The sequence below is a fragment of the Lentzea albidocapillata subsp. violacea genome (assembly GCF_900100275.1).
GTDB lineage: Bacteria > Actinomycetota > Actinomycetes > Mycobacteriales > Pseudonocardiaceae > Lentzea > Lentzea violacea.
On the sequence record NZ_FNET01000024.1, the window covers coordinates 96,459 to 121,142 of the forward strand.

The following is a 24,684-nucleotide window of genomic DNA, read 5'->3' on the forward strand; positions in this document are numbered from 1 at the left end:
TCTTTCTAGTAAGCGTGGGAGAGCCGAGCGCGGCTCATTCACCACGAACTGATCCACGGTAAGGACAGAGCATGAAGCGCAGCAAGGCCTACAAGGCCTCCGCAGAGCTGGTGGACCGGGAGCGGCTGTACTCGCCGCTGGAGGCCACCAAGCTCGCCAAGGAAACGTCCAAGGTGAAGCTCGACGCCACCGTCGAGGTCGCGATTCGCCTCGGCGTCGACCCTCGCAAGGCCGACCAGATGGTCCGCGGCACCGTGAATCTGCCGCACGGTACGGGCAAGACCGCCCGCGTGATCGTCTTCGCAACCGGTGACAAGGCCGCTGAGGCCGAGGCCGCCGGTGCGGACGCTGTCGGCTCCGAGGACCTGATCGAGCGCATCCAGGGGGGCTGGCTCGACTTCGACGCCGCGATCGCGACCCCCGACCAGATGGCGAAGGTCGGTCGCATCGCCCGCATCCTCGGCCCGCGTGGCCTGATGCCGAACCCGAAGACCGGCACCGTGACCCCCGACGTCACGAAGGCCGTCAACGAGATCAAGGGCGGAAAGATCAACTTCCGCGTTGACAAGCAGGCCAACCTGCACTTCGTCATCGGCAAGGTGTCGTTCGACTCCGAGAAGCTGGTCGAGAACTACGCCGCCGCGCTGGACGAGATCCTCCGCGTCAAGCCGTCCGCGGCCAAGGGCCGGTACCTCAAGAAGGTCACCGTCTCCACGACGATGGGCCCTGGCATCCCGGTCGACCCGAACCGCACCCGCAACATGCTGGTGGACGAGGCCTGAGCCTCCCGGTTCGCAGCTAGCCTTTGAAAAGGCCCCCGGTTCGCCGGGGGCCTTTTCGCATGTCAGGCCTGGTGCCGCGGGAACGCCTGCCGGTAGTCGCTCGGCGATTTCCCCACCTGCTTGAGGAAGTGGTGGCGGAGGTTGTTCGCCGTGCCGATGCCGCTCAGGGCCGCGATCTTCTCCACGGACAGGTCGGTGGACTCCAGCAACGCCTGCGCCCGCGTGATGCGTTCGTTGAGCAGCCACTGCAGCGGTGTCGTGCCGGTGGTGGCGTGGAGTTTGCGGTAGAAGGTCCGCGGGCTCATCGCGGCCTGGCGGGCCAGAGCCTCGATGGTCAGCGGTTCGTCGAGGCGGGCGCGGGCCCAGTCGAGCACCGGGGTCAGGCCCTGTTCGTCGCTCGCGGGGACCGAGAGGTCGACGTACTGGCCCAGGTTGCCGGGGCGATGGCCGGGGACCACCATCCGGCGGGCGAGCTGGTTGGCGACGTGGGCGCCCAGGTCGCGGCGGACCAGGTGCAGGCAGAGGTCGAGTCCGGCGCTCATGCCCGCGCTGGTCAGCACGTCACCCTCGTCGATGTAGAGCTTCGAGGAGTCGACCTGGATCTCCGGGTAGCGCTCGGCCAGCAGCGCGGTGTGCATCCAGTGCGCGGTGGCCTTCTTCCCGTCGAGCAGTCCGGCTTCGGCCAGTGCGTACGCGCCGACACACGCCGACACGATTCGCGCGCCGTTGGCGTGCGCCCGGCGCAGGGCGGAGACCAGCTCGGGCGGGACGGGCGCGTTCTCCTCGAAGACCTCGTCCGGCACCCACGACACGATGACGGTGTCCGCGCGCACGATGTCTTCCAGCCCGTGAGTGCTGTGCAGGGTGAAGCCCGGCATGGTGTCGCGGCTGCGATTTCCGGTGCCGCACAACCACAACTCGTACCAGGGGTCGGCGAGGTCGGGCTGCGGCGTGCCGAAGACGGCGGCGGGAATGCCCAGCTCGTAGAGGTCCGCGACGCCGAAGTCGCTGGGCACGACCAGGGCGACTGATCCAGCGCTCATGCGATCCAGCCTATGGCAGGAATTTGGCGGAAGGGGTCATTCCGGTCACTGGCCGAGTTGATCACGTGCCGCGAGGCTGGAGCCATGACATCTGAAGCGATCACCGTGCTCGGCCTCGGCAACCTCGGACGCGCGCTGGCGGAGGCGTTCCTGCGGGAGGGCCACCCCGTGACGGTCTGGAACCGTTCTGCCGCAAAGGCTTCCGAACTCAAGGTGCCCGGAGCCGTCGTGGCCGGGACCGCGGCGGAGGCGGTCGCGGCCAGTGGGCTCGTGATCGTGGCCGTGCTCGACCACCAAGCGGCGCAACGGGTTCTCAGCGGCGCGGACGTGCGCGGACGGGCGTTGGTGAACCTCACCTCCGGCACTCCCGGCGAGGCTCGTGAACTCGCTGACTGGGCCGCCGCGAACGGAGCCGAGTACCTGCACGGCGCGGTGTACGCGGTGCCCCAGACGATCGGCACCGACGCCTCGTCCATCATCTACAGCGGCTCCTCGGCCGTGAGCGAACGTTGGCAGAAGCAGTTGGCACTGCTGGGAAAGGTCACGTTCCTGGGTGCCGACGCCGGCCGCGCCTCCGGGTACGACGTGGCGATCCTCTCCGGGATGTACGGCCTCATCGGCGGCTTCCTGCACGCCGCGGCGCTGGCACGGACCAACGGCATCAAGGCCGCCGAGCTCACGCCGATGTTGTTGTCCTGGCTGACGGACATCCATCCCGCGCTCTCCACGTTCGCCGAGGAGATCGACGGCGAGAGCTACGACAACGCGGAGTCGAGCCTGGCGATGAACCAGTCCGGGCTGGCCACGCTCATCCGGGCGGCCACGGCGCAGGGCGTTCCGTTCGCCGCGCTCGACTCGCTCAAGGCGCTCGTCGACCAGCAGGTCGGCGCCGGGCGCGGACAGGAGAGTCTCGCCCGCGCCGTCGAGTCGCTGGGCGTTGCGTCACAACGGTTTGCGGGCTGACCGCAGGAAGATCGTCACCGAGGCCTGGAAGCCGCCGTCGCGCAGTTCGGCCAGCCGGCCCTCACCGTCCGCACGCTCGATGGGGGGCACCTCCAGTGCGTTTGCCATGCACCCCAATCAACCACAGGTGCTGGGCGACCAGTCGGTGATGACCCAGCCCGCGCCGACCTTCTCCACGACGAACGTGCCCAGGCGCGGGCCGCCCTCGACGGTCAGCGCGCAGGAGTCGATGGTGACCTTGGTGGTCGTCGGGGTCTTGAGCATGTCCGGCGGGAACATCACCTGCTGGTACCTGTCGACGCTGGTGACCTTGGTCTTCAGGTCGTTGACCGCACCGGCGCAATCGCTTGCGCCATAAGCGTTCGCGAACTTCTGACGGGTGTCGTCGCGCAGGAAGAGCGTGCAGGCACGGGTCGTGTCGGCGAACGACACGTGCTTGTAGAACATGCCGACGGTGCCCTGCAGCCCGGCCGGTGCGGAGAGGCCCTGCGCCGCGCCCGTCACGCCGCCGCTGTCCTGCGCGATGTCGCCGGGGTCGTCCACGCCGAAGAAGTGGTTGTAGGCCCACACGGCAGAGAAGACGACCAGCAGGAAGAACAGCGCACGCCAGAAGATGCCGCTGCCGAGCACGACGAGCCACCAGCGCTTGCCGCCGGGTTGCTTCGGGGCCTGGCCCGTCGCCTCCTGGTAGCGCTGGAACTCCTGGAAGCGCTGGAACTCCTGGAACTGCCGCAGCTGCTCCGGGTCCACCGGCGGGGTCGGTGGCTGCGGGGCAGGCGGCTGGCGGGGCGCGAGGTCCTTGCCGGGCTCGTCGGTCACACGTCACATCATGCCGATTTGGAGCGGCAGTACACAGTCGAGTACTGTTTTGGATGGTTCTACCGAAGACCGCAGGTTTTCTCCGTGAGGAGAACGAAGGCCCCGTTGCAACACGGGCGGCCCGCGCAGGGAGGACGAGGCTCAGTTCCTGTGTGACGCCCCGTGCTGCTTGTGCGCGAGGGCGTTTTTGTTGTTTCGGGACCTTCTCCAGGCCGGCGGTCTAAACCCAGCCCAGAGAGGAGGCGATCATGGCGAAGCCCACGAAGGTTACGGCGGTCGCTGAGCTTGCGGATCAGTTCCGCACCAGCTCGGCAGCGGTTGTCACTGAGTACCGTGGCCTCTCCATGGCGCAGCTCACGACGCTGCGTCGCGCTCTCGGCGCGGGCACCAAGTACACCGTCGCGAAGAACACGCTGGTCAAGCTGGCCGCTGCGGACGCCGGCGTGGAGGGCCTCGAGGCCCTTCTGTCCGGTCCGACCGCCATCGCGTTCGTCGAAGGCGAGCCCGTCGACGCCGCCAAGGCGATCCGCGACTTCGCGAAGGACAACAAGGCCCTGATCATCAAGGGCGGCTACATGGATGGCCGCCCGCTCTCGGTCGAAGAGGTCGCCGCTATCGCGGACCTCGAAAGCCGTGAGGTGCTGCTCGCGAAGCTCGCGGGCGCGATGAAGGGCAACCTGGCCAAGGCCGCGGGTCTGTTCAACGCCCCGGCTTCCCAGGTCGCTCGCCTGGCCGCTGCCCTGCAGGAGAAGAAGGCCGCTGCGGCTCCCGCCGCCGAGGCCGACGCTCCCGCCGAAAGCTGATCACCCAAAGACACGCCCGACGCTTTCGCGCGGGAGATTAGAAAGGACCGCCGATCATGGCGAAGCTCAGCACCGAAGAGCTGCTCGACGCGTTCAAGGAGATGACCCTCCTCGAGCTGTCCGAGTTCGTGAAGCAGTTCGAGACGACCTTCGAGGTCACCGCCGCGGCGCCCGTCGCCGTTACCGCTGCCGGCCCCGCGGCCGCCGCCGAAGAGGCCGAGGAGCAGACGGACTTCAACGTCGTCCTCGAGTCCGCGGGCGAGAAGAAGATCCAGGTCATCAAGGTCGTCCGCGAGGTCGTCTCTGGTCTGGGCCTGAAGGAGGCCAAGGAGCTCGTCGAGTCCGCTCCGAAGGCGATCCTCGAGGGCGTGGCCAAGGACGTCGCCGACGCCGCCAAGGAGAAGCTCGAGGCTGCCGGCGCCAAGATCACCGTCAAGTGATCTCAGCCCCTTTGGGGGCTGGCGTTTTGCCTTGTAGTGCTTGAACGGGCGTGCATCCCTGTTGGGGTGTGCGCCCGTTTTTGTGTTTTCTGAGGCGCGGCTTGTGCTGTGGTCGCCTTGCGGGCGGCGTGGTCGCCTTGCGTGCTTCCCCTGGGGGCGCTGCCCCCAGACCCCCGGCAATCTGATCAGGGGGTCCACGCCGTGCGTAGGTAGATGGCACGCCTGTTGCTTTGGGCGGCTGCCTGTTGGTTAGAGAGTGCGTTGGCGGTGGGGTCCCATCACGAGCCGAGCCAAGAGCGGGCCACATGTGAGAAGGGGTGTCAACTCGACGAAAAGCGTGTCGAGTTGACACCCCTTCTCACATGCAGCAAGAGCTATGGCGCGACTCGTGATGGGACCCCACCGCCTGGCCCGTTCGGTAAAGACGGCTCGCCTACGGCTTCGCGTGGGGGAGGACGGCTTGCCTTCGGCTTCGCGGTGATCTGTGTTTGGGGTCACATGGGTCTCGTAAATCTCGGTTGGTAGGCCGTGGTCTAGGTCTTCGTGACCGTTTTGCGAGGTCACCCTGTGTGGTGTTATCTGAACGCAACCGCCGTTAGGCCAACTGGTGAGTAACCTGCCGCGAACGAACTCGTTGCCCAGGTGTGACGCCGATCGCTGCGGCGTCCTCGGGCGTGTGCGGAGGTGCGGATGGGCGTCGAGGTGGTCGTCGAGGGTTTGACCAAGTCCTTCGGCAAGCAGACCATCTGGCAGGACGTCACGCTCACGTTGCCGCCGGGTGAGGTCAGTGTGATGCTCGGGCCGTCCGGTACTGGCAAGAGCGTGTTCCTGAAGTCGTTGGTGGGGTTGCTCAAGCCGGAGCAGGGCAAGATCATCATCAACGGCACGGATCTGGTTCGGTGTTCTGAGCACCGGTTGTACGAGATTCGGAAGATGTTCGGCGTGCTGTTCCAGGATGGTGCGTTGTTCGGGTCGATGGACCTGTACGACAACATCGCCTTTCCGTTGCGGGAGCACACTCGCAAGACGGAGGCCGAGGTTCGGCGGATTGTTCTCGAGAAGATGGAGATGGTCGGTCTCGTCGGGGCGGAGAAGAAGCTGCCCGGTGAGATCTCCGGCGGTATGCGCAAGCGGGCTGGTCTTGCCCGTGCGCTGGTGCTCGACCCCGAGATCATTCTGTGCGATGAACCCGACTCCGGGCTGGATCCGGTGCGCACGGCGTACCTCAGTCAGTTGCTGATCGACCTGAACGCACAGATCGACGCGACCATCCTGATCGTCACGCACAACATCAACATTGCTCGTACGGTGCCGGACAACCTCGGGATGTTGTTCCGGCGCGAGCTTGTCATGTTCGGGCCTCGCGAGGTGTTGCTGACCAGCGACGAACCGGTTGTCGAGCAGTTCTTGAACGGGCGGCGGCTCGGGCCCATCGGCATGTCCGAGGAGAAGGACACGGCCACGATGGCGGCCGAGCAGGCTCATGCGGATGCCGGGCACTCGGACGGCTCCACGTCGGAGGACGTGCGGGGGATCATTCCGCAGATCGAGCCGACGCCGGGGCTGCCGTTCCGGGACGCTGTCCGGCGGCGCAAGGACCGGGTCATGACGATCATCCACCAGCTGCCGCACCAGGCTCAGCAGGGGATCATCGAGAGCCTCACGGCTGAGGAGCAGATGCGGTACGGCGTGCATGCCGGGGCGTCCACGCCCAGCCCGTGGCCTCGGCAGGGTGGTGTTCTGTGACCACACAGGCCTCGTTCCCCGGTGCTGGTGCGCTGCGGGAGACCGGGAAGCTGTGCCAGCTCGGGATCGACGTCGTGCGCACTACGTTCCGGCGGCCGTTCCAGCTTCGCGAGTTCATTCAGCAGAGCTGGTTCATCGTCAGTGTGACGGTGCTGCCTACGGCGCTGGTGTCCATTCCGTTCGGTGCGGTCATCGCGTTGCAGCTCGGGTCGCTTACGCGGCAGATCGGTGCGCAGTCGTTCACGGGTGCGGCCAGTGTGCTCGCGATCATCCAGCAGGCCAGTCCGATCGTGACGGCGCTGCTGATCGCCGGAGCCGGTGGCTCGGCCATCTGTGCGGATCTTGGTTCCAGGAAGATCCGCGAGGAGATCGACGCGATGGAAGTGCTCGGGGTGTCGCCGATCCAGCGGCTTGTGGTGCCTCGGGTGCTGGCGGCGATGCTGGTGTCCGTGCTGCTCAACGGCATGGTCAGCGTCGTCGGTGTGATGGGTGGCTACTTCTTCAACGTGATCATGCAGGACGGCACGCCCGGCGCCTACCTCGCGAGCTTCAGCGCGCTGGCCCAGCTGCCCGACCTGTGGATCAGCGAGTTGAAGGCACTGATCTTCGGGTTCATCGCGGGCATCGTCGCCGCTTACCGGGGCCTCAACCCGGCCGGTGGGCCCAAGGGCGTGGGTGACGCGGTGAACCAGGCCGTGGTCATCACGTTCCTGCTGCTGTTCTTCGTCAACTTCGTCCTCACCACGATCTACCTGCAGGTCGTACCCGCGAAGGGGAGCTGATGGCGAACAAGGTGCTGTCCACCCTCGACGGTTTCGGCGACCAGCTGTCGTTCTACATCAAGGCGCTGGCCTGGACGCCGCGCGCGCTCAGGCGGTACTCCAAGGAGACGATGCGGCTGCTGGCCGAGGTCAGCTTCGGGTCGGGAGCGCTCGCGGTCATCGGCGGCACGATCGGCGTGATGGTCGGGCTGTCGGTGTTCACCGGAACCGTGGTCGGCCTCCAGGGCTTCACGGCGTTGAACCAGATCGGCACGTCGGCGTTCGCCGGGTTCGTGTCGGCCTACTTCAACACCCGTGAGATCGCGCCGCTCGTGGCCGGGCTGGCGTTGTCGGCGACGGTCGGGTCCGGGTTCACGGCGCAGCTGGGTGCGATGCGGATCTCCGAGGAGATCGACGCGCTGGAGGTCATGGGCATCCCCAGCCTGCCGTTCCTGGTCACCACGCGGATCATCGCCGGGTTCGTCGCGATCATCCCGCTGTACGTGATCGGCCTGCTGACGAGTTATCTGGCAGCCAGAACGATCACCGTGGAGTTCTACGGGCAGTCGGCGGGCACGTACGACCACTACTTCAATCTGTTCCTACCGCCGATCGACGTGCTCTGGTCGTTCGGCAAGGTGCTGATCTTCGCGGTCGTGATCATCATGACCCACTGCTACTACGGCTACCGCGCGTCCGGCGGTCCGGCCGGCGTCGGGGTCGCGGTCGGGCGTGCGGTGCGGACCGCGATCGTCACGACGGCGCTGCTCGACTTCTTCCTGAGCCTCGCGATCTGGGGCGCGACGACGACGGTGAGGATCGCGGGATGAGGAAACGCGTGTTAGGCATCGCCTTTCTCCTCGCGATCGCCATGTTCCTGTCGCTCACGGTGGCGCTCTACAAGGACGTCTTCAGCGACTACGTGAAGGTCACGCTCAAGACCGACCACATCGGCAACCAGTTGCAGACCGCGAGCGACGTCAAGGTGCGCGGGCTGATCGTCGGGTCGGTGAAGGCCATCCGTACCAGCGGGGACGGCGCCGAGCTGGAGCTGGCGCTGGAGCCGGACAAGGTCGACCAGATCCCGGCGAACGTCAGCGCGCGCCTGCTGCCCAAGACGTTGTTCGGCGAGCGGTACGTGAACCTCGTGCTGCCGCAGCAGAAGAGCGCGGCCATCACCCAGGGCGCCGTCATCGAGCAGGACCGGACGAGCAGCGCGATCGAGCTCGAACGCGTGCTGGGCAACCTGATGCCGGTGCTCCAGGCGATCCAGCCGGAGAAGCTCGCGACCACGCTGACGGCGTTGTCGCAGGCGCTCGACGGACGGGGCAAGCCGCTCGGCGAGACGCTGGTGTCGCTGGACGCCTATCTCGGTGAGCTCAACCCGCAGCTGCCCGCGCTGAAGGAGAACATCTCCAAGCTCGCGGACGTCGCGAACGTCTACTCCGACGCCGCGCCGGACCTGTTGCAGGCGCTCAACGACATGACCACGACGACCAAGACCGTCGTCGACCAGCGCGAGAACCTGCTCGCGCTCTACGGCTCGCTGACCACGACGTCGCAGGACGTCACCAGCTTCGTCACGGTCAACAAGAACAACATCATCGCGCTCGCCGACACCAGCCGGCCGACGCTGGAGCTGCTCGCGAAGTACGCGCCCGAGTACCCGTGCCTGCTCAAGGGGCTCGCGGAGTTCGAACCGGTGATCAGCAAGGCGTTCGGCGAGGGCACCAACGAGCCGGGCCTGCACATCACGCTGGAGATCACGCAGAACCGCGGCAAGTACAAGCCGAACCTCGACGAGCCCGAGTACAAGGACAAGCGCGGACCTCGTTGCTACGACCTGATCCCGCGGCCCGACCCGTTCCCGCAGTACCCGCCGGAGGGTCCGGTGCAGGACGGGGCGAGCACGCCGCCGCCCGCCCGCGTCGCGAACGACGGGATCCTGCCGCCGGCCAACGCCGGCAACGTGACCGTGCCGCAGTCCGCTGACGTGCTGCGGCTCGCCAACTCGCCGGAGGAGGCCAGGTTGATCGCGGCGCTCTTCGGACCGCGCGTCGGCGTCGACCCGCGGGACATGCCCGGCTGGTCGAGCCTGCTGCTCGGGCCACTGGTTCGCGGAACGGAGGTGACCGTCAAGTGAAGGGACTGCTGGCCCCGCTGCTCAAGCTGATCGCCTTCGCGGTGGTCACGATCCTCGCCACGTCGTTGCTCGCGGTCACCATCGCCAACGTGAACCTGGCCAGTGCCACCGAGTACAAGGCCCAGTTCACCGACGTCACCGCGCTGAACGAGGGTGACGACATCCGCATCGCCGGCGTCCGCGTCGGGCAGGTCGACGGAATCAGGGTCGTCGACCGCAAGACCGCCGAGGTGGCGTTCTCCATCGACGGCGACCGCAAGCTGCCCGAGGCGGTGACCGCGACGATCAAGTACCGCAACCTGGTGGGGCAGCGGTACATCGCGCTGGAGTCCGGCACCGGTGACACCAGGGCGGTGCTGGCCGAGGGCGGCACGATCCCGTTGGAACGCACGAAGGCCGCGCTCGACCTCACCGTGCTGTTCAACGGCTTCAAGCCGCTCTTCCAGGCACTGTCGCCGGAGGACGTGAACAAGCTGTCGTTCGAGATCATCCAGGTGCTGCAGGGAGAAGGCAGCACGATCGACAGCCTGCTGCAGCACACGGCCTCGCTGACCAGCACGCTGGCGGGCAAGGACAAGGTGATCGGCGAGGTCGTCGACAACCTCAACACCGCGCTGGAGACCGTGAACTCGCGCGACGAGGACTTCAACAACCTCGTGATCACGTTGCAGACGCTGGTGTCCGGACTCGCGCAGGACCGTCAGCCGATCGGTGAGGCGATCACCGCGCTCGGTGACCTGACCCAGGCCACCTCCGGCCTGCTGGAGCAGGGCCGCGAGCCGTTGAAGAACGACATCGCGCAGCTCGGCATCGTCTCGAAGACGCTGGGCGACAACGAGGTGCTCGTCGACGGGATGCTGCAGCGCCTGCCCAACAAGCTGGAGACGATCACACGGACCGCGACCTACGGTTCGTGGTTCAACTTCTTCCTCTGCGAGGGCACCGGCCAGATCGCGGTGCCGCCGGTCATCCCCGACCCGATTCCGATCACGGCGCTGCCGGTGACCCAACAGAGGTGCCGCCGATGAGGACGAGCAACCCGATCAGGACCGGCGCGGTCAGCCTGACGCTGATCGTCCTGCTGTTGCTGGCCGCGTTCTACTCCGACGACCTGCCGATCGTCGGCGGCGGCACGAGCTACGCCGCGGACTTCAGCGAGGCCGCGGGGCTGGTGCCCGGCAACGAGGTCCGCGTCGCCGGCGTGAAGGTCGGCAAGGTCACCAAGGTCAAGCTCAACGGCGACAAGGTGCGGGTGACGTTCAAGGTCAAGGACGCCTGGGTGGGCGACCGGACGACCGCGATGATCCGCATCAAGACGTTGCTGGGGCAGAAGTTCCTGTCGCTGGACCCACAGGGCACCCAGCCGCTGTCCCCCGGCGACCCGATCCCCAAGGAACGCACGCTCGCGCCGTACGACGTGAACGAGGCGTTCAACGGGCTCGCGACGACCGTCGGCCAGATCGACACGAAGCAGCTCGCGGACAGCTTCACGGTCCTCTCGGACACCTTCAAGAACTCGCCGGAGCACGTCCGGGGCGCGCTGGACGGCCTGTCCGCGTTGTCCAAGACGATCTCCTCGCGCGACGAGCAGCTGGCGAAGTTGCTGGACAACACCAGGCAGCTGACCAGGACGCTGGCCGACCGCAACGCGGAGTTCGAGAAGCTGCTGGCGGACGGCAACCTGCTGCTCGGCGAGTTGCGCAAGCGCCGCGAGGCGATCAGCGCGCTGCTGACCGGCACGCGGAACCTCTCCCGTGAGCTGAGCGGACTCGTGACCGACAACCAGAACCAGCTGGGGCCCGCGCTGGAACAGCTCGGCCGGGTCACCACGATCCTGCAACGCAACCAGGACAACCTCGACCGCAGCCTCGCGCTGATGGCGCCGTTCTACCGGGTGTTCGCGAACACCCTGGGCAACGGTCGTTGGTTCGACACCTACATCTGCGGTCTGCTGCCGCCCTCGGTGAACCTCGGCGTCGTCGGGTTCAACGAGGAAGGCTGCCTGCCTCCGGGGGTGCAGCGATGACTACAGCAGTGAACAGCAAAGTCGGCCGGTTCATCGCGATCGCGTGCGTTTTCGCGCTGGTCGTGACGGCCGGGCTCTGGTGGGTCTTCAACGGCATGAACGGCCGCAAGGTCACCGCGCACTTCGCGGCGGCCGTCGGCGTCTACCCCGGCGGTGACGTGCGGATCCTCGGCGTGAAGGTCGGCACGATCGACGAGGTCACGCCGGAGGGCAAGACCGTGAAGGTCGTGTTCACCGTCGACCGCGACGTGCGGGTGCCGGAGAACGCGCAGGCCGTCGTGGTCTCGCCGAGCGTGGTCAGCGACCGGTACGTGCAGCTCGCGCCCGCCTACACCGGCGGGCCGACGCTGGGCGAGAACGCCGTGATCCCGCGCGAGCGCACCGCGACGCCGGTCGAGCTGGACGAGCTGTACTCGTCGCTCGACAAGCTCACGACCGCGCTGGGGCCCAACGGCGCGAACGCCGACGGCGCGTTGGCGGACCTGCTGAACTCGGCGGCTCGCAACCTCGAAGGCAACGGCCAGGCGCTCAACGACACGTTGAAGAACCTGGGCCAGGCGACCCGCACCCTGTCCGGGTCCAAAGAAGACCTGTTCGCCACGGTCGACAACCTGCAGAAGTTCACCGCGATGCTCGCCGCGAACGACAGCCAGGTGCGCGACTTCAACTCCCAGCTCGCGGACGTGTCGAAGATGCTGGCCGACGAACGCGGTGACCTCGGCGCGGCGCTCTCAGAGCTCGCGACCGCGCTGGGGCTGGTGCAGGGGTTCATCAAGGACAACCGCGAGGTGCTCAAGTCCAATGTGGACAAACTTGCCTCGATCACGCAGGTGCTGGTGAACCAGCGAGCAGCGCTGGCGGAGACGCTCGACGTCGCTCCGCTGGCCCTGGGCAACCTGCAGAACTCCTACAACGCGGCGTCCGGCACGCTCGACACCCGCGCGAACATCAACGAGCTGAACCAGCCGCCGATCGTGCTGATCTGCAAGCTGATCCAGCAGGCGTCGCCGAACAACGTGCCGCCGATCCTCGCGCAGACGTGCAAGCAGCTGGAGCCGATCCTGACCGGCGTGGTACCGCTGAAGCCGCCGGCCGAGGTCATCAACGACCTCAACGCGGGCAAGCTGCCGTTGCCCCTGCCGCTCGCGGGGGTGCCCCAGTGAGGAAGCTGGCCGTGGTTCTTTCCGTGCTCCTGCTCGCCGGCTGCGGCTCGGGCGGGTTCGACGGCGTGTACAACATGCCGTTGCCGGGCGGTGCCGACATCGGTGATCACCCGTACCGGGTCAAGGCGCAGTTCAAGGACGTTCTCGACCTGGTGCCGCAGGCCGGTGTGAAGGTCAACGACGTGCCGGTCGGGCGGGTCGAGAAGATCGACCTGGGTGCCGACGGCTGGACCGCCGAGGTGACCATGCTGGTCAACGGCGACGTCCAGTTGCCCGCCAACGCCTTTGCGAAGCTGCGCCAGTCCGCGTTGCTCGGTGAGAAGTTCGTGGAGCTGGGCAAGCCTGCCAAGAATGATCGATCACAGCCTGCGGAGGGCAAGCTCGCCGACAACGCCGTGATCCCGCTGGACAGGACGAACCGCAACCCCGAGGTCGAAGAGGTCTTCGGGGCGTTGTCGATGTTGCTCAACGGCGGTGGCGTCGCGCAGTTGCAGAACATCACCAAGGAGCTCAACGCGGCGATGGAGGGCAACGAGAAGGAGATCCGCTCGTTGCTGGGCAACCTCAACACGTTCGTCGGGGAGCTCGACAAGCACAAGGCGGAGATCGTCCGCGCGCTCGACTCCATGAACCGGTTGGCGGGGACCCTGGCGCAGCAGCGCGACAAGATCGCGGTCGCGCTGACGGACCTGGAGCCCGGCCTGAAGGTGCTGGCCGAGCAGCGCACGCAGCTCGTGACGTTGCTGCAGTCGTTGGACAAGCTCTCCGACGTCGCCACGGACACGATCAACAGGAGCCGTGACGACATCGTGGCGGACCTGAAGGCGTTGCAGCCGACGCTGACGAAGCTCGCCGAGTCGGGGCAGAACCTGCCGAAGTCGCTGGAACTGCTGCTGACCTACCCGTTCCCGGACGCGGCGGTCGACGGCATCAAGGGCGACTACACGAACCTGTACGCCGATCTGGACCTGAACCTCGGCACGATCCTCGACAACCTCGGGCGCTCGCGGCAGTCGCCGTTCGACTCGCTGGTCCCGAGCCACGGCACGCCGTTGCCGATGCCGAACATCCCGCTGCCGACCCCGGGGCACGACACCGGGTCCGGGCTGGGCGACGTGCTCGGCGGTCTGCTGGGAGGTGGTCGCAGGTGATCACGCGCGGAACCAAGCTCAAGATCGGCGCGTTCGTGGTCGTCGCGTTGCTGGGCGTGTCCTACGTCAGCGCGACGTACGTCGGCCTGTTCAAGTCGTCGGCGACGGTCGTGACGATGCAGCTCGCCGACTCCGGTGGCATCTTCACCAACGCCGAGGTCACGTACCGCGGCGTTCCGATCGGCCGGGTCGGTCAGCTACGGCTGACCTCGGACGGCATCGAGGTCGACCTGGAGCTGGACGCGGACGCGCCTCGCGTGCCTGCCGCGACCGAGGCCGTGGTGGCCAACCGGTCGGCGGTGGGCGAGCAGTACGTGGACCTGCGGCCGAAGAGCGACGGTGCTCCGTACCTGGAGTCAGGTTCGGTCATCCCGCGCTCGGCCACGAAGACGCCGCCCCCGGTCGACGGACTGCTGTCGAACCTGGACGCCTTCGCGTCGTCGGTGCCCACGGACTCCTTGAAGACCGTGGTCGACGAGCTGCACACGGCGTTCAGTGGGACCGGCGGCGACCTGCAGGTGCTGATCGACAACACCGCGGCGTTCACGGCCGCCGCTCGCGAGCACCTGCCGCAGACCACGCGGCTGTTGCAGGACGGGCGGATCGTGCTGGCCACGCAGGCCGCGTCCGGTGGCGCCATCCGGTCGTTCAGCGGAGACCTGCGGTTGCTCGCCGAGCAGCTCAAAGCCTCCGACGGCGACCTGCGGCGGTTGATCGTGGCCGTGCCGCCGGCGTCCGAGCAGGTGTCGGCGTTGCTCAAGGAGAGCGGGCCGAACCTCGGGGTGGTCTTCGCGAACCTGCTGACCACGTCGAACATCCTCGTGACCAGGCGTGATGGTTTGGAACAGATCGCGGTGACGTATCCCATCGCCGTCGGCGGTGGGTTCTCCGTGGCGCCGGGTGACGGGACGGCGCACTTCGGGCTGGCCTTGAACGTGTTCGACCCGATGCCGTGCACCGTCGGATACGAGGGCACGACGATTCGTTCCGGTAACGACACTTCTGCCGCACCGCTGAACACGCAGGCGTACTGCGCTCTCGCGCGCGGGTCGGCGACCTCGGTGCGAGGCTCGCAGAATGCGCCATATGGTGGAACACCGACCACGCCGGTCGGCAGCGCGACGACACAGCCGGGTCAGGAGCAGACGGGACAGACCGCCGGGCCGGAGGTGCCGTTGCTGACGTCGCTGGGCCAGCTGCTGGGCTTGCCGGAGGGAAGGAAGTAGTGCGGATCTTCACGGTGATCGCCGCGGTACTGGCGGTGCTGACGTTCGGCTTCGCCGCGTACTCGGGCGTGGCCTGGTACTCGGCGGCGCACTCGTCCGAGGCGTCGTTCGCCGCGGTGCGCGACGAGGCCCTGCGGTCGGGCCAGGTCGGCGTCACGAACTTCCTGACCCTCGACTACCAGAAGGTCGACGAGGATCTGCAGCGCTGGCTCAACTCGTCGACCGGGGACCTGCGCGCCGAGATCGACAAGGACAAGGACTCGCGCAAGAAGCAGCTGGTCGACGCCAAGTCCGTGACGACGTCGAAGGTGCTGGACGCCGCGATCACCGAGCTGGACGACCGCGCCGGCAGCGCGTCGATGATCGCCGTGGTCGAGAGCACCGTGACGCCCGACGGCGGCCAGAAGGTCACCAAGATCAACCGGTACCTGACCAAGCTCACCCGCACCGAGGACGGCTGGAAGCTGAGCCAGCTCGGCCCGCTGCGGTCAGGCGTCTGATCCGGCCAGAGCTGATTGGAACGAGTGCACGTGCCCCCATCCCGCCGCCGCCCCATCCCCACGCCGCCCGCCGGAGGCCGTCCCAAGGTCGCCGGCCTGAACCGGCGCGCGTCCGGCGAGCCCGCGGCAGAACCTGCCGTGGAGCCCGCTGCCGAGGCCGTGGTCGAGGAAGTGACGCCGGAGGCCGTGCCCGATCCGGTGGAGGCAGACCTCAAGGCGCCGGAGGCCGTCGAGTGGACGCCGCCGCCCGCGGACGAGGCCGAGCCGGTCACCGCGAAGACCAGCCTGCAGGACGGCTGGGTGCTTCCGGTGGCGCTGCTCCTGGTCGCGGTGCTGCTGGGCGGGCTGGGCACGTTCTTCCTGGTGAAGTCGCGCTCGGTGTCCTACGACGCCGCCCTGGTCGACTCGGCCACCACCTCGGAGGTCAACGGCCAGGTCCGTGAGGCCGTGGAGAAGTCGTTCTCGTACAACTTCGCCGACGTCGAGTCCACCGAGAAGGCCGCCAGGGAACTGCTCACCGGCAAGGCCCTGTGCCAGTACAACGCCGTGTTCGGCCCCGTGAAGGAGGTCGCGCCGCAGCAGAAGCTGGTCGTGACCGTCCGTGTGGTGTCATCAGCCGTGTCGTCGCTCAAGGGCGACCGCGCCACCGTGCTCGTGTTCGCCGACCAGGTCACCACCCGCACCACCGACAACCAGTCGGGCGGCGGCACCGCCATGCTCCGCGTGAGCGCGGTCGACGACGGAGAACGGTGGAAGATCGACAACATGGAGATGTTCGGCGCCACGGCGGATCAGAACCGCCAACTCCAGGGCTGCTGACCGCGATCGTTTGGCTCGGGCCGGTGCCGGGTACCTGATCTTCGTCCCCTAAGATCAACTTCGTCGCGAGGACGTCACAGGAGCCCCGGATGCACCGTGGACACGTCCTCCGCCACCCCTGACACGCGTGATCTCGATCACACAAATCTTGTGGCGCTCTGTAAGTCCACTTGAGGCCGTCAACTTCCCACCAAAACGGCCGCACACGTGTTTGTGCAGGTCAAATGGGTGACGCCAAGTAAACAGCGCTCCATCCAGAGGGTGGATCGAGCCGCAACATCTTGACTGCGCGCTCATGCAGGGTCACTCTGTCGGTGAGCAACAGGAGGGTCCTTCCAGGTGCCTCTCGACAGTCGCCGTGCGCGTGGCTAGACTGCCCCTTTGCGCTGCCCATTTTCCGCTTGCCCTTCGCCGAGAGCGTGGATTAGTCGAGCAGCGCCGCACCCTTGACAGCCGTGCTAGTTCGCTCTAGCCAGCTATTTGTCCCTGGAAGGACGCATCTTGGCGATCTCTCGCGCGACCAAGGCCACTGCTGCGACCAACTCCACGTCGGGGATCCCTGGAGCGCCGAAGCGGGTTTCGTTCGCGAAGATTAACGAGCCGCTTTCGACGCCCAACCTGCTTGACCTGCAGATCCAGTCCTTTGAGTGGCTGACCGGCGACGAGGCGTGGTTCCAGCGCCGCGTCGACGCCGGCGACGAGACCCCGACGGGCGGCCTCGAAGAGGTCCTCAACGAGATCTCGCCGATCGAGGACTTCTCCGGCTCCATGTCACTGTCCTTCACCGACCCACGCTTCGACGAGGTCAAGGCCTCGACCGAAGAGTGCAAGGACAAGGACATGACGTACGCGGCACCGTTGTTCGTCACGGCGGAGTTCACCAACCACACCACTGGCGAGATCAAGAGCCAGACGGTGTTCATGGGTGACTTCCCGATGATGACGAACAAGGGCACGTTCATCATCAACGGCACCGAGCGCGTGGTGGTCTCCCAGCTCGTGCGCTCGCCCGGTGTGTACTACGACACCGCGGTCGACAAGACGACCGACAAGGACGTCTTCAGCGTCAAGATCATCCCGTCCCGGGGTGCTTGGCTGGAGTTCGACGTCGACAAGCGCGACACCGTCGGTGTCCGCATCGACCGGAAGCGTCGCCAGCCGGTGACGGTGCTGTTGAAGGCTCTGGGCTGGAGCACGGAGCAGATTCGCGAGCGGTTCGCGTTCAGCGAGACGTTGCTGACCACGCTCGAGAAGGACCACACCGCGGGTACCGACGAGGCGTTGCTCGACATCTACCGCAAGCTGCGTCCGGGCGAGCCGCCGACGAAGGAGTCGGCGCAGGCCCTGCTGGAGAACCTGTTCTTCAAGGACAAGCGCTACGACCTGGCGAAGGTTGGCCGTTACAAGGTCAACAAGAAGCTGGGTCTGGACACCGAGATCAACACCGGTGTCCTCACCGAGGACGACATCGTCACGACGATCGAGTACCTCGTTCGCCTGCACGCCGGTGAGACGATGATGGACGCCGCCGCCGGTGGCGACGTGCCCGTCGAGGTCGACGACATCGACCACTTCGGCAACCGTCGTCTGCGCACGGTGGGCGAGCTGATCCAGAACCAGATCCGCGTCGGTCTGTCCCGCATGGAGCGCGTCGTCCGCGAGCGCATGACCACGCAGGACGTCGAGGCCATCACGCCGCAGACCCTGATCAACATCCGTCCCGTCGTGGCGGCGATCAAGGAGTTCTTCGGCACCTCGCAGCTGTCGCAGTTCATGGACCAGACCAACCCGCTCGCGGGTCTGACCCACAAGCGCCGCCTGTCGGCGCTGGGTCCCGGTGGTCTGTCCCGTGAGCGCGCCGGCATGGAGGTCCGCGACGTCCACCCGTCGCACTACGGCCGCATGTGCCCGATCGAGACGCCGGAAGGCCCGAACATCGGCCTGATCGGTTCGCTCTCGAGCTACGCGCGGGTCAACCCGTTCGGCTTCATCGAGACGCCGTACCGCAAGGTCGTCGACGGCCGGGTCACCGACAAGATCGACTACCTCACCGCGGACGAGGAAGACCGCTACGTCAAGGCGCAGGCGAACTCGCCGACCGACGACGAGGGCAACTTCACCGACGACCGCGTCCTGGTTCGCAAGAAGGGCGGCGAGGTCGAGTTCATCGACCCGACCGACGTCGACTACATGGACGTCTCGCCGCGCCAGATGGTGTCGGCCGCGACCGCCATGATCCCGTTCCTCGAGCACGACGACGCGAACCGCGCCCTGATGGGTGCGAACATGCAGCGTCAGGCCGTGCCGCTGCTCCGCTCCGAGTCGCCGCTCGTCGGCACCGGCATGGAGCTGCGTGCCGCCGTCGACGCCGGTGACGTCGTCGTCGCGAAGAAGACGGGTGTGGTCGAGGAGGTCTCCGCCGACTACATCACCGTCATGGCCGACGACGGTGCGCGCAACACCTACGCGCTGCACAAGTTCCGTCGCTCGAACCAGGGCACCTGCATCAACCAGAAGCCCATCGTCAACGAGGGCGACCGGATCGAGGCGGGTCAGGTCCTGGCCGACGGTCCCTGCACCGAGAACGCCGAGATGGCGCTCGGCAAGAACCTGCTCGTGGCGATCATGCCGTGGGAAGGCCACAACTACGAGGACGCGATCATCCTGTCGCAGCGCCTCGTGCAGGACGACGTTCTCACCTCGATCCACATCGAGGAGCACGAGATCGACGCCCGCGACACGAAGCTCGGCGCCGAGGAGATCACCCGGGACATCCCGAACGTCTCCGAAGAGGTCCTGGCCGACCTGGACGAGCGCGGCATCATCCGCATCGGTGCCGAGGTCCAGCCCGGCGACATCCTCGTCGGCAAGGTCACGCCCAAGGGCGAGACCGAGCTGACGCCCGAGGAGCGCCTGCTCCGCGCGATTTTCGGTGAGAAGGCGCGCGAAGTGCGCGACACCTCGCTGAAGGTGCCGCACGGTGAGTACGGCAAGGTCATCGGCATCCGCGTCTTCTCGCGTGAGGACGACGACGAGCTGCCTCCGGGCGTGAACGAGCTCGTCCGCGTCTACGTGGCCCAGAAGCGCAAGATCCAGGACGGCGACAAGCTCGCCGGCCGCCACGGCAACAAGGGCGTCATCGGCAAGATCCTCCCCGCGGAGGACATGCCGTTCCTCGAGGACGGCACGCCGGTCGACATCATCCTGAACACGCACGGTGTGCCGCGGCGTATGAACATCGGCCAGGTGCTGGAGACCCACCTCGGGTGGATCGCCAAGCAGGGCTGGAGCATCAACGGGGACCCGGACTGGGCGAAGAACCTGTCCGAGGACCTGATGGATGTCGAGCCCGGCACCAAGACCGCGACCCCCGTGTTCGACGGCGCGAAGGAAGAGGAGATCACGGGCCTGCTCGGCTCGACGATCCCGAACCGCGACGGCGAGCGCATGGTCAAGGAGAACGGGAAGGCACAGCTCTTCGACGGCCGCTCCGGCGAGCCGTACCCGTTCCCCGTGTCGGTCGGCTACATGTACATCCTGAAGCTGCTGCACCTGGTGGACGACAAGATCCACGCGCGTTCGACCGGCCCGTACTCGATGATCACGCAGCAGCCGCTGGGTGGTAAGGCGCAGTTCGGTGGTCAGCGCTTCGGTGAGATGGAGTGCTGGGCGATGCAGGCGTACGGCGCCGCATACACCCTGCAGGAACTTCTCACCATCAAGTCCGACGACGTGCTTGGCCGCGTGAAGGTCTACGAGGCCATCGTCAAGGGCGAGAACATCCCGGAACCCGGTATCCCGGAGTCCTTCAAGGTGCTGCTCAAGGAGCTGCAGTCGCTCTGCCTCAACGTCGAGGTGCTGTCTTCGGACGGTGCCGCGATCGAGATGCGCGACGGCGACGACGAAGACCTGGAGCGCGCGGCCGCGAACCTCGGCATCAACCTGTCGAGGTCCGAGTCGCCCTCCGTGGACGACGTCGTCAACTAGTCACCTCGCAGGCCGGTGTTGGGGATGCCTCCCGCGTCCCCAACACCGGCCCTCCGACCAGCTCCTTTTGCCACCGATCCAAAAAAGGGGAAGAGAGTAGACGTGCTCGACGTCAACTTCTTCGATGAGCTCCGTATCGGTCTCGCGACCGCGGACGACATCCGCCAGTGGTCCTTTGGCGAGGTCAAGAAGCCCGAGACCATCAACTACCGCACGCTCAAGCCGGAGAAGGACGGCTTGTTCTGCGAAAAGATCTTCGGTCCCACCAGGGACTGGGAGTGCTACTGCGGCAAGTACAAGCGTGTGCGCTTCAAGGGCATCATCTGTGAGCGCTGCGGCGTCGAGGTGACGCGTGCGAAGGTGCGTCGTGAGCGCATGGGCCACATCGAGCTCGCCGCTCCGGTCACGCACATCTGGTACTTCAAGGGCGTCCCCAGCCGGTTGGGCTACCTGCTCGACCTGGCCCCCAAGGACCTCGAGAAGATCATCTACTTCGCCGCCTACGTCATCGTGGGCGTGAACGCGGAGCTGCGCCACAACGACCTGCCGACGCTCGAGAGCGAGATGCAGGTCGAGCGCAAGCGCGTCGAGAACCGCCGCGACGCCGACGTGGAGGCCCGCGCCCAGAAGCTCGAGGCCGACCTGGCCGAGCTCGAGGCCGAGGGTGCCAAGTCCGACGTGCGCCGCAAGGTCAAGGAGGGTGGCGAACGTGAGATGCGCCAGCTCCGTGACCGCGCCCAGCGCGAGCTGGACCGCCTCGACGAGATCTGGTCCACGTTCACCAAGCTGGACAAGGCCCAGCTGATCGCGGACGAGCTGCTCTACCGCGAGCTCTACGACCGCTACGGCGACTACTTCACCGGTGCCATGGGCGCGGAGGCCATCCAGCGACTGCTGGGTGACTACGACGTCGACGCCGAGTCCGAGGTCCTGCGCGAGACGATCCGCAGCGGCAAGGGCCAGAAGAAGCTGCGTGCGCTCAAGCGCCTCAAGGTCGTTGCCGCCTTCCAGGCGACCCGCAACAACCCGCAGGGCATGGTGCTGGACTGCGTCCCGGTCATCCCGCCGGACCTGCGCCCGATGGTGCAGCTCGACGGTGGCCGTTTCGCGACGTCCGACCTGAACGACCTGTACCGCCGCGTCATCAACCGCAACAACCGGTTGAAGCGACTGATCGACCTCGGCGCGCCCGAGATCATCGTCAACAACGAGAAGCGGATGCTGCAGGAGGCCGTCGACGCGCTGTTCGACAACGGCCGCCGCGGCCGTCCGGTGACGGGTCCGGGCAACCGGCCCCTGAAGTCGCTGTCCGACCTGCTCAAGGGCAAGCAGGGCCGGTTCCGCCAGAACCTGCTCGGCAAGCGCGTCGACTACTCCGGCCGTTCGGTCATCGTGGTCGGCCCGCAGCTCAAGCTGCACCAGTGCGGTCTGCCCAAGCAGATGGCCCTGGAGCTCTTCAAGCCGTTCGTGATGAAGCGGCTCGTCGACCTCAACCACGCGCAGAACATCAAGTCCGCCAAGCGGATGGTCGAGCGTGCGCGCCCGGCCGTGTGGGACGTGCTGGAAGAGGTCATCACCGAGCACCCGGTGCTGCTCAACCGCGCACCCACGCTGCACCGCCTCGGCATCCAGGCCTTCGAGCCCCAGTTGGTCGAGGGCAAGGCCATCCAGCTGCACCCGCTGGTCTGTGAGGCGTTCAACGCCGACTTCGACGGTGACCAGATGGCAGTCCACCTGCCGCTGTCCGCCGAGGCGCAGGCCGAGGCCCGCGTGCTGATGCTGTCGTCGAACAACATCCTGTCCCCGGCGTCCGGCAAGCCGCTGGCCATGCCGCGTCTGGACATGGTGACGGGTCTGTACCACCTGACCCGGCACAAGATCGGCGACATCGGCGAGGGTCACTCGTACTCGTCGTCCGCCGAGGCCCTGATGGCGTTCGACCGCAAGGTCCTGGGCCTGCAGTCGATGGTGAAGATCCGCGTCTCCGACAAGAACCCGCCCAAGGGGCAGGAGCCGGAGGGCTGGGAGCCCGGTCAGCCGTGGCTCGCGGAGACCACGCTGGGTCGCGTGCTGTTCAACGAGATCCTGCCGCAGGACTACGCCTTCATCAACGAGGTCATGCCCAAGAAGCGGCAGGCCGTGATCATCAACGACCTCGCCGAGCGGTACCCGATGGTCACCGTCGCCCGGACGCTGGACAAGCTGAAGGACGCCGGTTTCTACTGGGCCACCCGCTCCGGCGTGACGGTCGCGATCTCGGACGTCCTCGTGCCGGCCGCGAAGCAGGACATCCTCGAGGAGCACGAGCGCCTCGCGGACGCGGTGGAGAAGCGCTACCAGCGCGGTCAGCTCTCGCACGACGAGCGCAACTCCGAGCTGGTCAAGGTGTGGACCAAGGCCACCGAGCAGGTCCACGAGATCATGGAAGACAACTTCCCCGAGGACAACTCGATCCGTGTCATCGTGCAGTCCGGCGCCGCCGGCAACATGACGCAGGTCCGTTCGCTCGCGGGTATGCGTGGTCTCGTCACCAACCCGAAGGGTGAGTACATCCCGCGCCCGATCAAGAACTCGTTCCGCGAGGGCTTGTCGGTGCTGGAGTACTTCATCGCGACGCACGGTGCCCGTAAGGGTCTGGCCGACACCGCGCTGCGTACCGCCGACTCGGGTTACCTGACCCGTCGTCTGGTGGACGTCTCGCAGGACGTCATCATCCGCGAGGTCGACTGCGGCACCACCCGTGGTGTGCAGATGATCGTCGGCGAGCAGCTGGGCGACAAGGTCGGCCTGCACGAGTTCGCGCAGACGTCGGTCTACGCCCGCACGGTCGCGGACGACATCACCGACGCCCAGGGCAACCTGGTCCTGAACCGCGGCGACGACCTCGGCGACCCGGCGCTCGCGTCGCTGGTCGAGGCCGGCATCCTCCGCGTGAAGGTCCGCTCGGTGCTGACCTGCGAGTCTGCGGTCGGCGTGTGCGCGTCCTGCTACGGCCGCTCCATGGCCACCGGCCAGCTGGTCGACGTCGGCGAGGCCGTAGGCATCGTCGCCGCCCAGTCGATCGGTGAGCCCGGCACGCAGCTGACGATGCGTACGTTCCACCAGGGCGGTGTGGCCGGTGACGACATCACGACCGGTCTGCCCCGTGTCCAGGAGCTCTTCGAGGCCCGCGTCCCGAAGGGCAAGGCGCCGATCGCCGACGTCGACGGCCGCGTCCGCATCGAGGACGGCGACCGCTTCTGGAAGATCACGCTGATCCCGGACGACGGCTCCGAGGAGATCGTGTTCGAGAAGCTGTCCAAGCGTCAGCGTCTCGCCAACACGGCCACCGGCCCGCTGCAGGACGGCGACCACGTGTCCGTCGGCCAGCAGCTGCTGGAAGGTACGCCGGACCCGCACGAGGTCCTGCGTGTCATGGGCCCGCGCGAGGCGCAGCTGCACCTCGTGGGCGAGGTCCAGAAGGTGTACCGCGCCCAGGGTGTGGCGATCCACGACAAGCACATCGAGGTCATCGTCCGGCAGATGCTCCGCCGGGTCACGATCATCGACTCCGGCGCGACCGAGTTCCTGCCGGGTTCGCTGGTCGAGCGCGCGGACTTCGAGTCCGGCAACCGCGCCGTCGTCGCCGAGGGTGGCGAGCCGGCCGCCGGTCGTCCGGTGCTGATGGGTATCACGAAGGCGTCTTTGGCCACCGACTCGTGGTTGTCTGCCGCCTCGTTCCAGGAGACCACTCGCGTTTTGACGGACGCTGCCATCAACGGGCGTTCGGACAAGCTCATCGGTCTCAAGGAGAACGTGATCATCGGTAAGTTGATCCCGGCTGGTACGGGTATCAACCGTTACCGCAACATCCAGGTTCAGCCGACTGAGGAGGCTCGCGCTGCTGCTTACGCGATTCCTTCTTACGACGACGGGTACTACACGCCTGACGTCTTCGGGACTGGGACTGGTGCTGCGGTGCCTTTGGATGACTACGACTTTGGGCGGGATTACCGCTAGGTGAGTTGAGTTGCTTGACGGCCCTCTGGAGCGTTTGCTTCGGGGGGTCGTTTTGCGTTTGCGCGGCTTGTGGTGTGGTCGGTTTGTGGGCGGCGAGCTTGCGGTTGCGTGCTTCCCCTGGGGGCGCTGCCCCCAGACCCCCGGCAATCTGATCAGGGGGTAGCGCCGCCCGTAGGTAGATGGCACGCCTGTTGCTGTGGGCGGCTGCCTGTTGCTTAGAGGGACGCTCCTATAGATGTCAAGCAGTGAGTGCGAGGTCTTTCATGATCGCTGTGTGGGCTTCGCGGAGGATATAGCGCTTGAGGCAGCGGAT

The 24,684-nt window shown here is 66.7% G+C and carries 20 protein-coding genes; 17 read left to right on the plus strand and 3 right to left on the minus strand.

Annotated elements, in window-relative coordinates:
• Positions 1–71 precede the first annotated feature (71 nt).
• Positions 72–782: a 50S ribosomal protein L1 gene (rplA, locus tag BLR21_RS35350; protein ID WP_090013302.1), complete on the plus strand. Its 711-nt coding sequence runs from the start codon at positions 72–74 to the stop codon at positions 780–782.
• 62 nt (positions 783–844) lie between these two features.
• On the opposite strand, the gene BLR21_RS35355 is transcribed toward rplA, so the two are convergent.
• Positions 845–1,825, minus strand: coding sequence for a helix-turn-helix domain-containing protein (locus BLR21_RS35355; RefSeq protein WP_090013304.1), 981 nt, complete (start codon positions 1,823–1,825; stop codon positions 845–847).
• 84 nt (positions 1,826–1,909) lie between these two features.
• On the opposite strand from BLR21_RS35355, the gene BLR21_RS35360 reads away from it, so the two are divergent.
• On the plus strand, positions 1,910–2,788 hold the full coding sequence (locus BLR21_RS35360) for an NAD(P)-dependent oxidoreductase (RefSeq protein ID WP_090013306.1): 879 nt from the start codon (positions 1,910–1,912) through the stop codon (positions 2,786–2,788).
• Here BLR21_RS35360 and BLR21_RS44190 read toward each other — a convergent pair.
• Both BLR21_RS44190 and BLR21_RS35365 read right to left on the minus strand, forming a co-directional pair.
• A complete protein-coding gene (locus BLR21_RS44190; RefSeq protein ID WP_256335140.1) occupies positions 2,768–2,896 on the minus strand; it encodes a hypothetical protein in 129 nt (42 codons plus the stop codon). The two genes, BLR21_RS35360 and BLR21_RS44190, sit on opposite strands and share 21 nt — an antisense overlap.
• Before the next feature lie 9 nt (positions 2,897–2,905).
• Positions 2,906–3,607: a hypothetical protein gene (locus BLR21_RS35365; protein WP_090013308.1), complete on the minus strand. Its 702-nt coding sequence runs from the start codon at positions 3,605–3,607 to the stop codon at positions 2,906–2,908.
• 248 nt (positions 3,608–3,855) lie between these two features.
• Between BLR21_RS35365 and rplJ the strand changes: the two genes are divergently transcribed.
• The 15 genes from rplJ to BLR21_RS35440 all read left to right on the plus strand — a co-directional run bounded on the left by rplJ (position 3,856) and on the right by BLR21_RS35440 (position 24,371).
• On the plus strand, positions 3,856–4,410 hold the full coding sequence (gene rplJ, locus BLR21_RS35370; protein ID WP_090013310.1) for a 50S ribosomal protein L10: 555 nt from the start codon (positions 3,856–3,858) through the stop codon (positions 4,408–4,410).
• Positions 4,411–4,466: 56 nt separating this feature from the next.
• Positions 4,467–4,850: a 50S ribosomal protein L7/L12 gene (rplL, locus tag BLR21_RS35375; RefSeq protein ID WP_090013312.1), complete on the plus strand. Its 384-nt coding sequence runs from the start codon at positions 4,467–4,469 to the stop codon at positions 4,848–4,850.
• A gap of 690 nt (positions 4,851–5,540) precedes the next feature.
• Positions 5,541–6,596, plus strand: a complete 1,056-nt coding sequence (locus BLR21_RS35380; protein WP_090013314.1) for an ABC transporter ATP-binding protein — start codon at positions 5,541–5,543, stop codon at positions 6,594–6,596.
• On the plus strand, positions 6,593–7,378 hold the full coding sequence (locus BLR21_RS35385; RefSeq protein WP_090013316.1) for an MlaE family ABC transporter permease: 786 nt from the start codon (positions 6,593–6,595) through the stop codon (positions 7,376–7,378). Before BLR21_RS35380 ends, BLR21_RS35385 begins: the two co-directional genes overlap by 4 nt.
• A complete protein-coding gene (locus BLR21_RS35390) occupies positions 7,378–8,187 on the plus strand; it encodes an MlaE family ABC transporter permease (RefSeq protein ID WP_030478277.1) in 810 nt (269 codons plus the stop codon). The genes BLR21_RS35385 and BLR21_RS35390 overlap by 1 nt, the downstream gene beginning before the upstream one ends.
• Positions 8,184–9,500, plus strand: coding sequence for an MCE family protein (locus tag BLR21_RS35395; RefSeq protein WP_090013318.1), 1,317 nt, complete (start codon positions 8,184–8,186; stop codon positions 9,498–9,500). Before BLR21_RS35390 ends, BLR21_RS35395 begins: the two co-directional genes overlap by 4 nt.
• On the plus strand, positions 9,497–10,528 hold the full coding sequence (locus BLR21_RS35400; RefSeq protein WP_090013320.1) for an MCE family protein: 1,032 nt from the start codon (positions 9,497–9,499) through the stop codon (positions 10,526–10,528). Before BLR21_RS35395 ends, BLR21_RS35400 begins: the two co-directional genes overlap by 4 nt.
• Positions 10,525–11,526, plus strand: coding sequence for an MCE family protein (locus BLR21_RS35405; RefSeq protein ID WP_090013357.1), 1,002 nt, complete (start codon positions 10,525–10,527; stop codon positions 11,524–11,526). Before BLR21_RS35400 ends, BLR21_RS35405 begins: the two co-directional genes overlap by 4 nt.
• A complete protein-coding gene (locus BLR21_RS35410; protein WP_090013322.1) occupies positions 11,523–12,689 on the plus strand; it encodes an MCE family protein in 1,167 nt (388 codons plus the stop codon). The genes BLR21_RS35405 and BLR21_RS35410 overlap by 4 nt, the downstream gene beginning before the upstream one ends.
• Complete coding sequence (locus tag BLR21_RS35415) at positions 12,686–13,840, plus strand: MCE family protein (protein WP_090013325.1); 1,155 nt, start codon at positions 12,686–12,688, stop codon at positions 13,838–13,840. The genes BLR21_RS35410 and BLR21_RS35415 overlap by 4 nt, the downstream gene beginning before the upstream one ends.
• Entirely contained in the window at positions 13,837–15,066 is a 1,230-nt protein-coding gene (locus BLR21_RS35420; RefSeq protein ID WP_090013327.1) for an MCE family protein, read from the plus strand. The genes BLR21_RS35415 and BLR21_RS35420 overlap by 4 nt, the downstream gene beginning before the upstream one ends.
• Positions 15,066–15,566 (plus strand): hypothetical protein, encoded by a 501-nt coding sequence (locus tag BLR21_RS35425; RefSeq protein ID WP_090013330.1) that lies wholly within the window; start codon positions 15,066–15,068, stop codon positions 15,564–15,566. Before BLR21_RS35420 ends, BLR21_RS35425 begins: the two co-directional genes overlap by 1 nt.
• A gap of 30 nt (positions 15,567–15,596) precedes the next feature.
• A complete protein-coding gene (locus BLR21_RS35430) occupies positions 15,597–16,385 on the plus strand; it encodes a hypothetical protein (protein ID WP_143028022.1) in 789 nt (262 codons plus the stop codon).
• Between the two features lie 501 nt (positions 16,386–16,886).
• Positions 16,887–20,372, plus strand: coding sequence for a DNA-directed RNA polymerase subunit beta (rpoB, locus tag BLR21_RS35435; protein WP_090013334.1), 3,486 nt, complete (start codon positions 16,887–16,889; stop codon positions 20,370–20,372).
• Positions 20,373–20,474: 102 nt separating this feature from the next.
• The gene (locus tag BLR21_RS35440; protein WP_090013337.1) at positions 20,475–24,371 is read left to right on the plus strand and encodes a DNA-directed RNA polymerase subunit beta'; all 3,897 of its coding nucleotides are present in this window, start codon (positions 20,475–20,477) and stop codon (positions 24,369–24,371) included.
• Positions 24,372–24,684 lie beyond the last annotated feature (313 nt).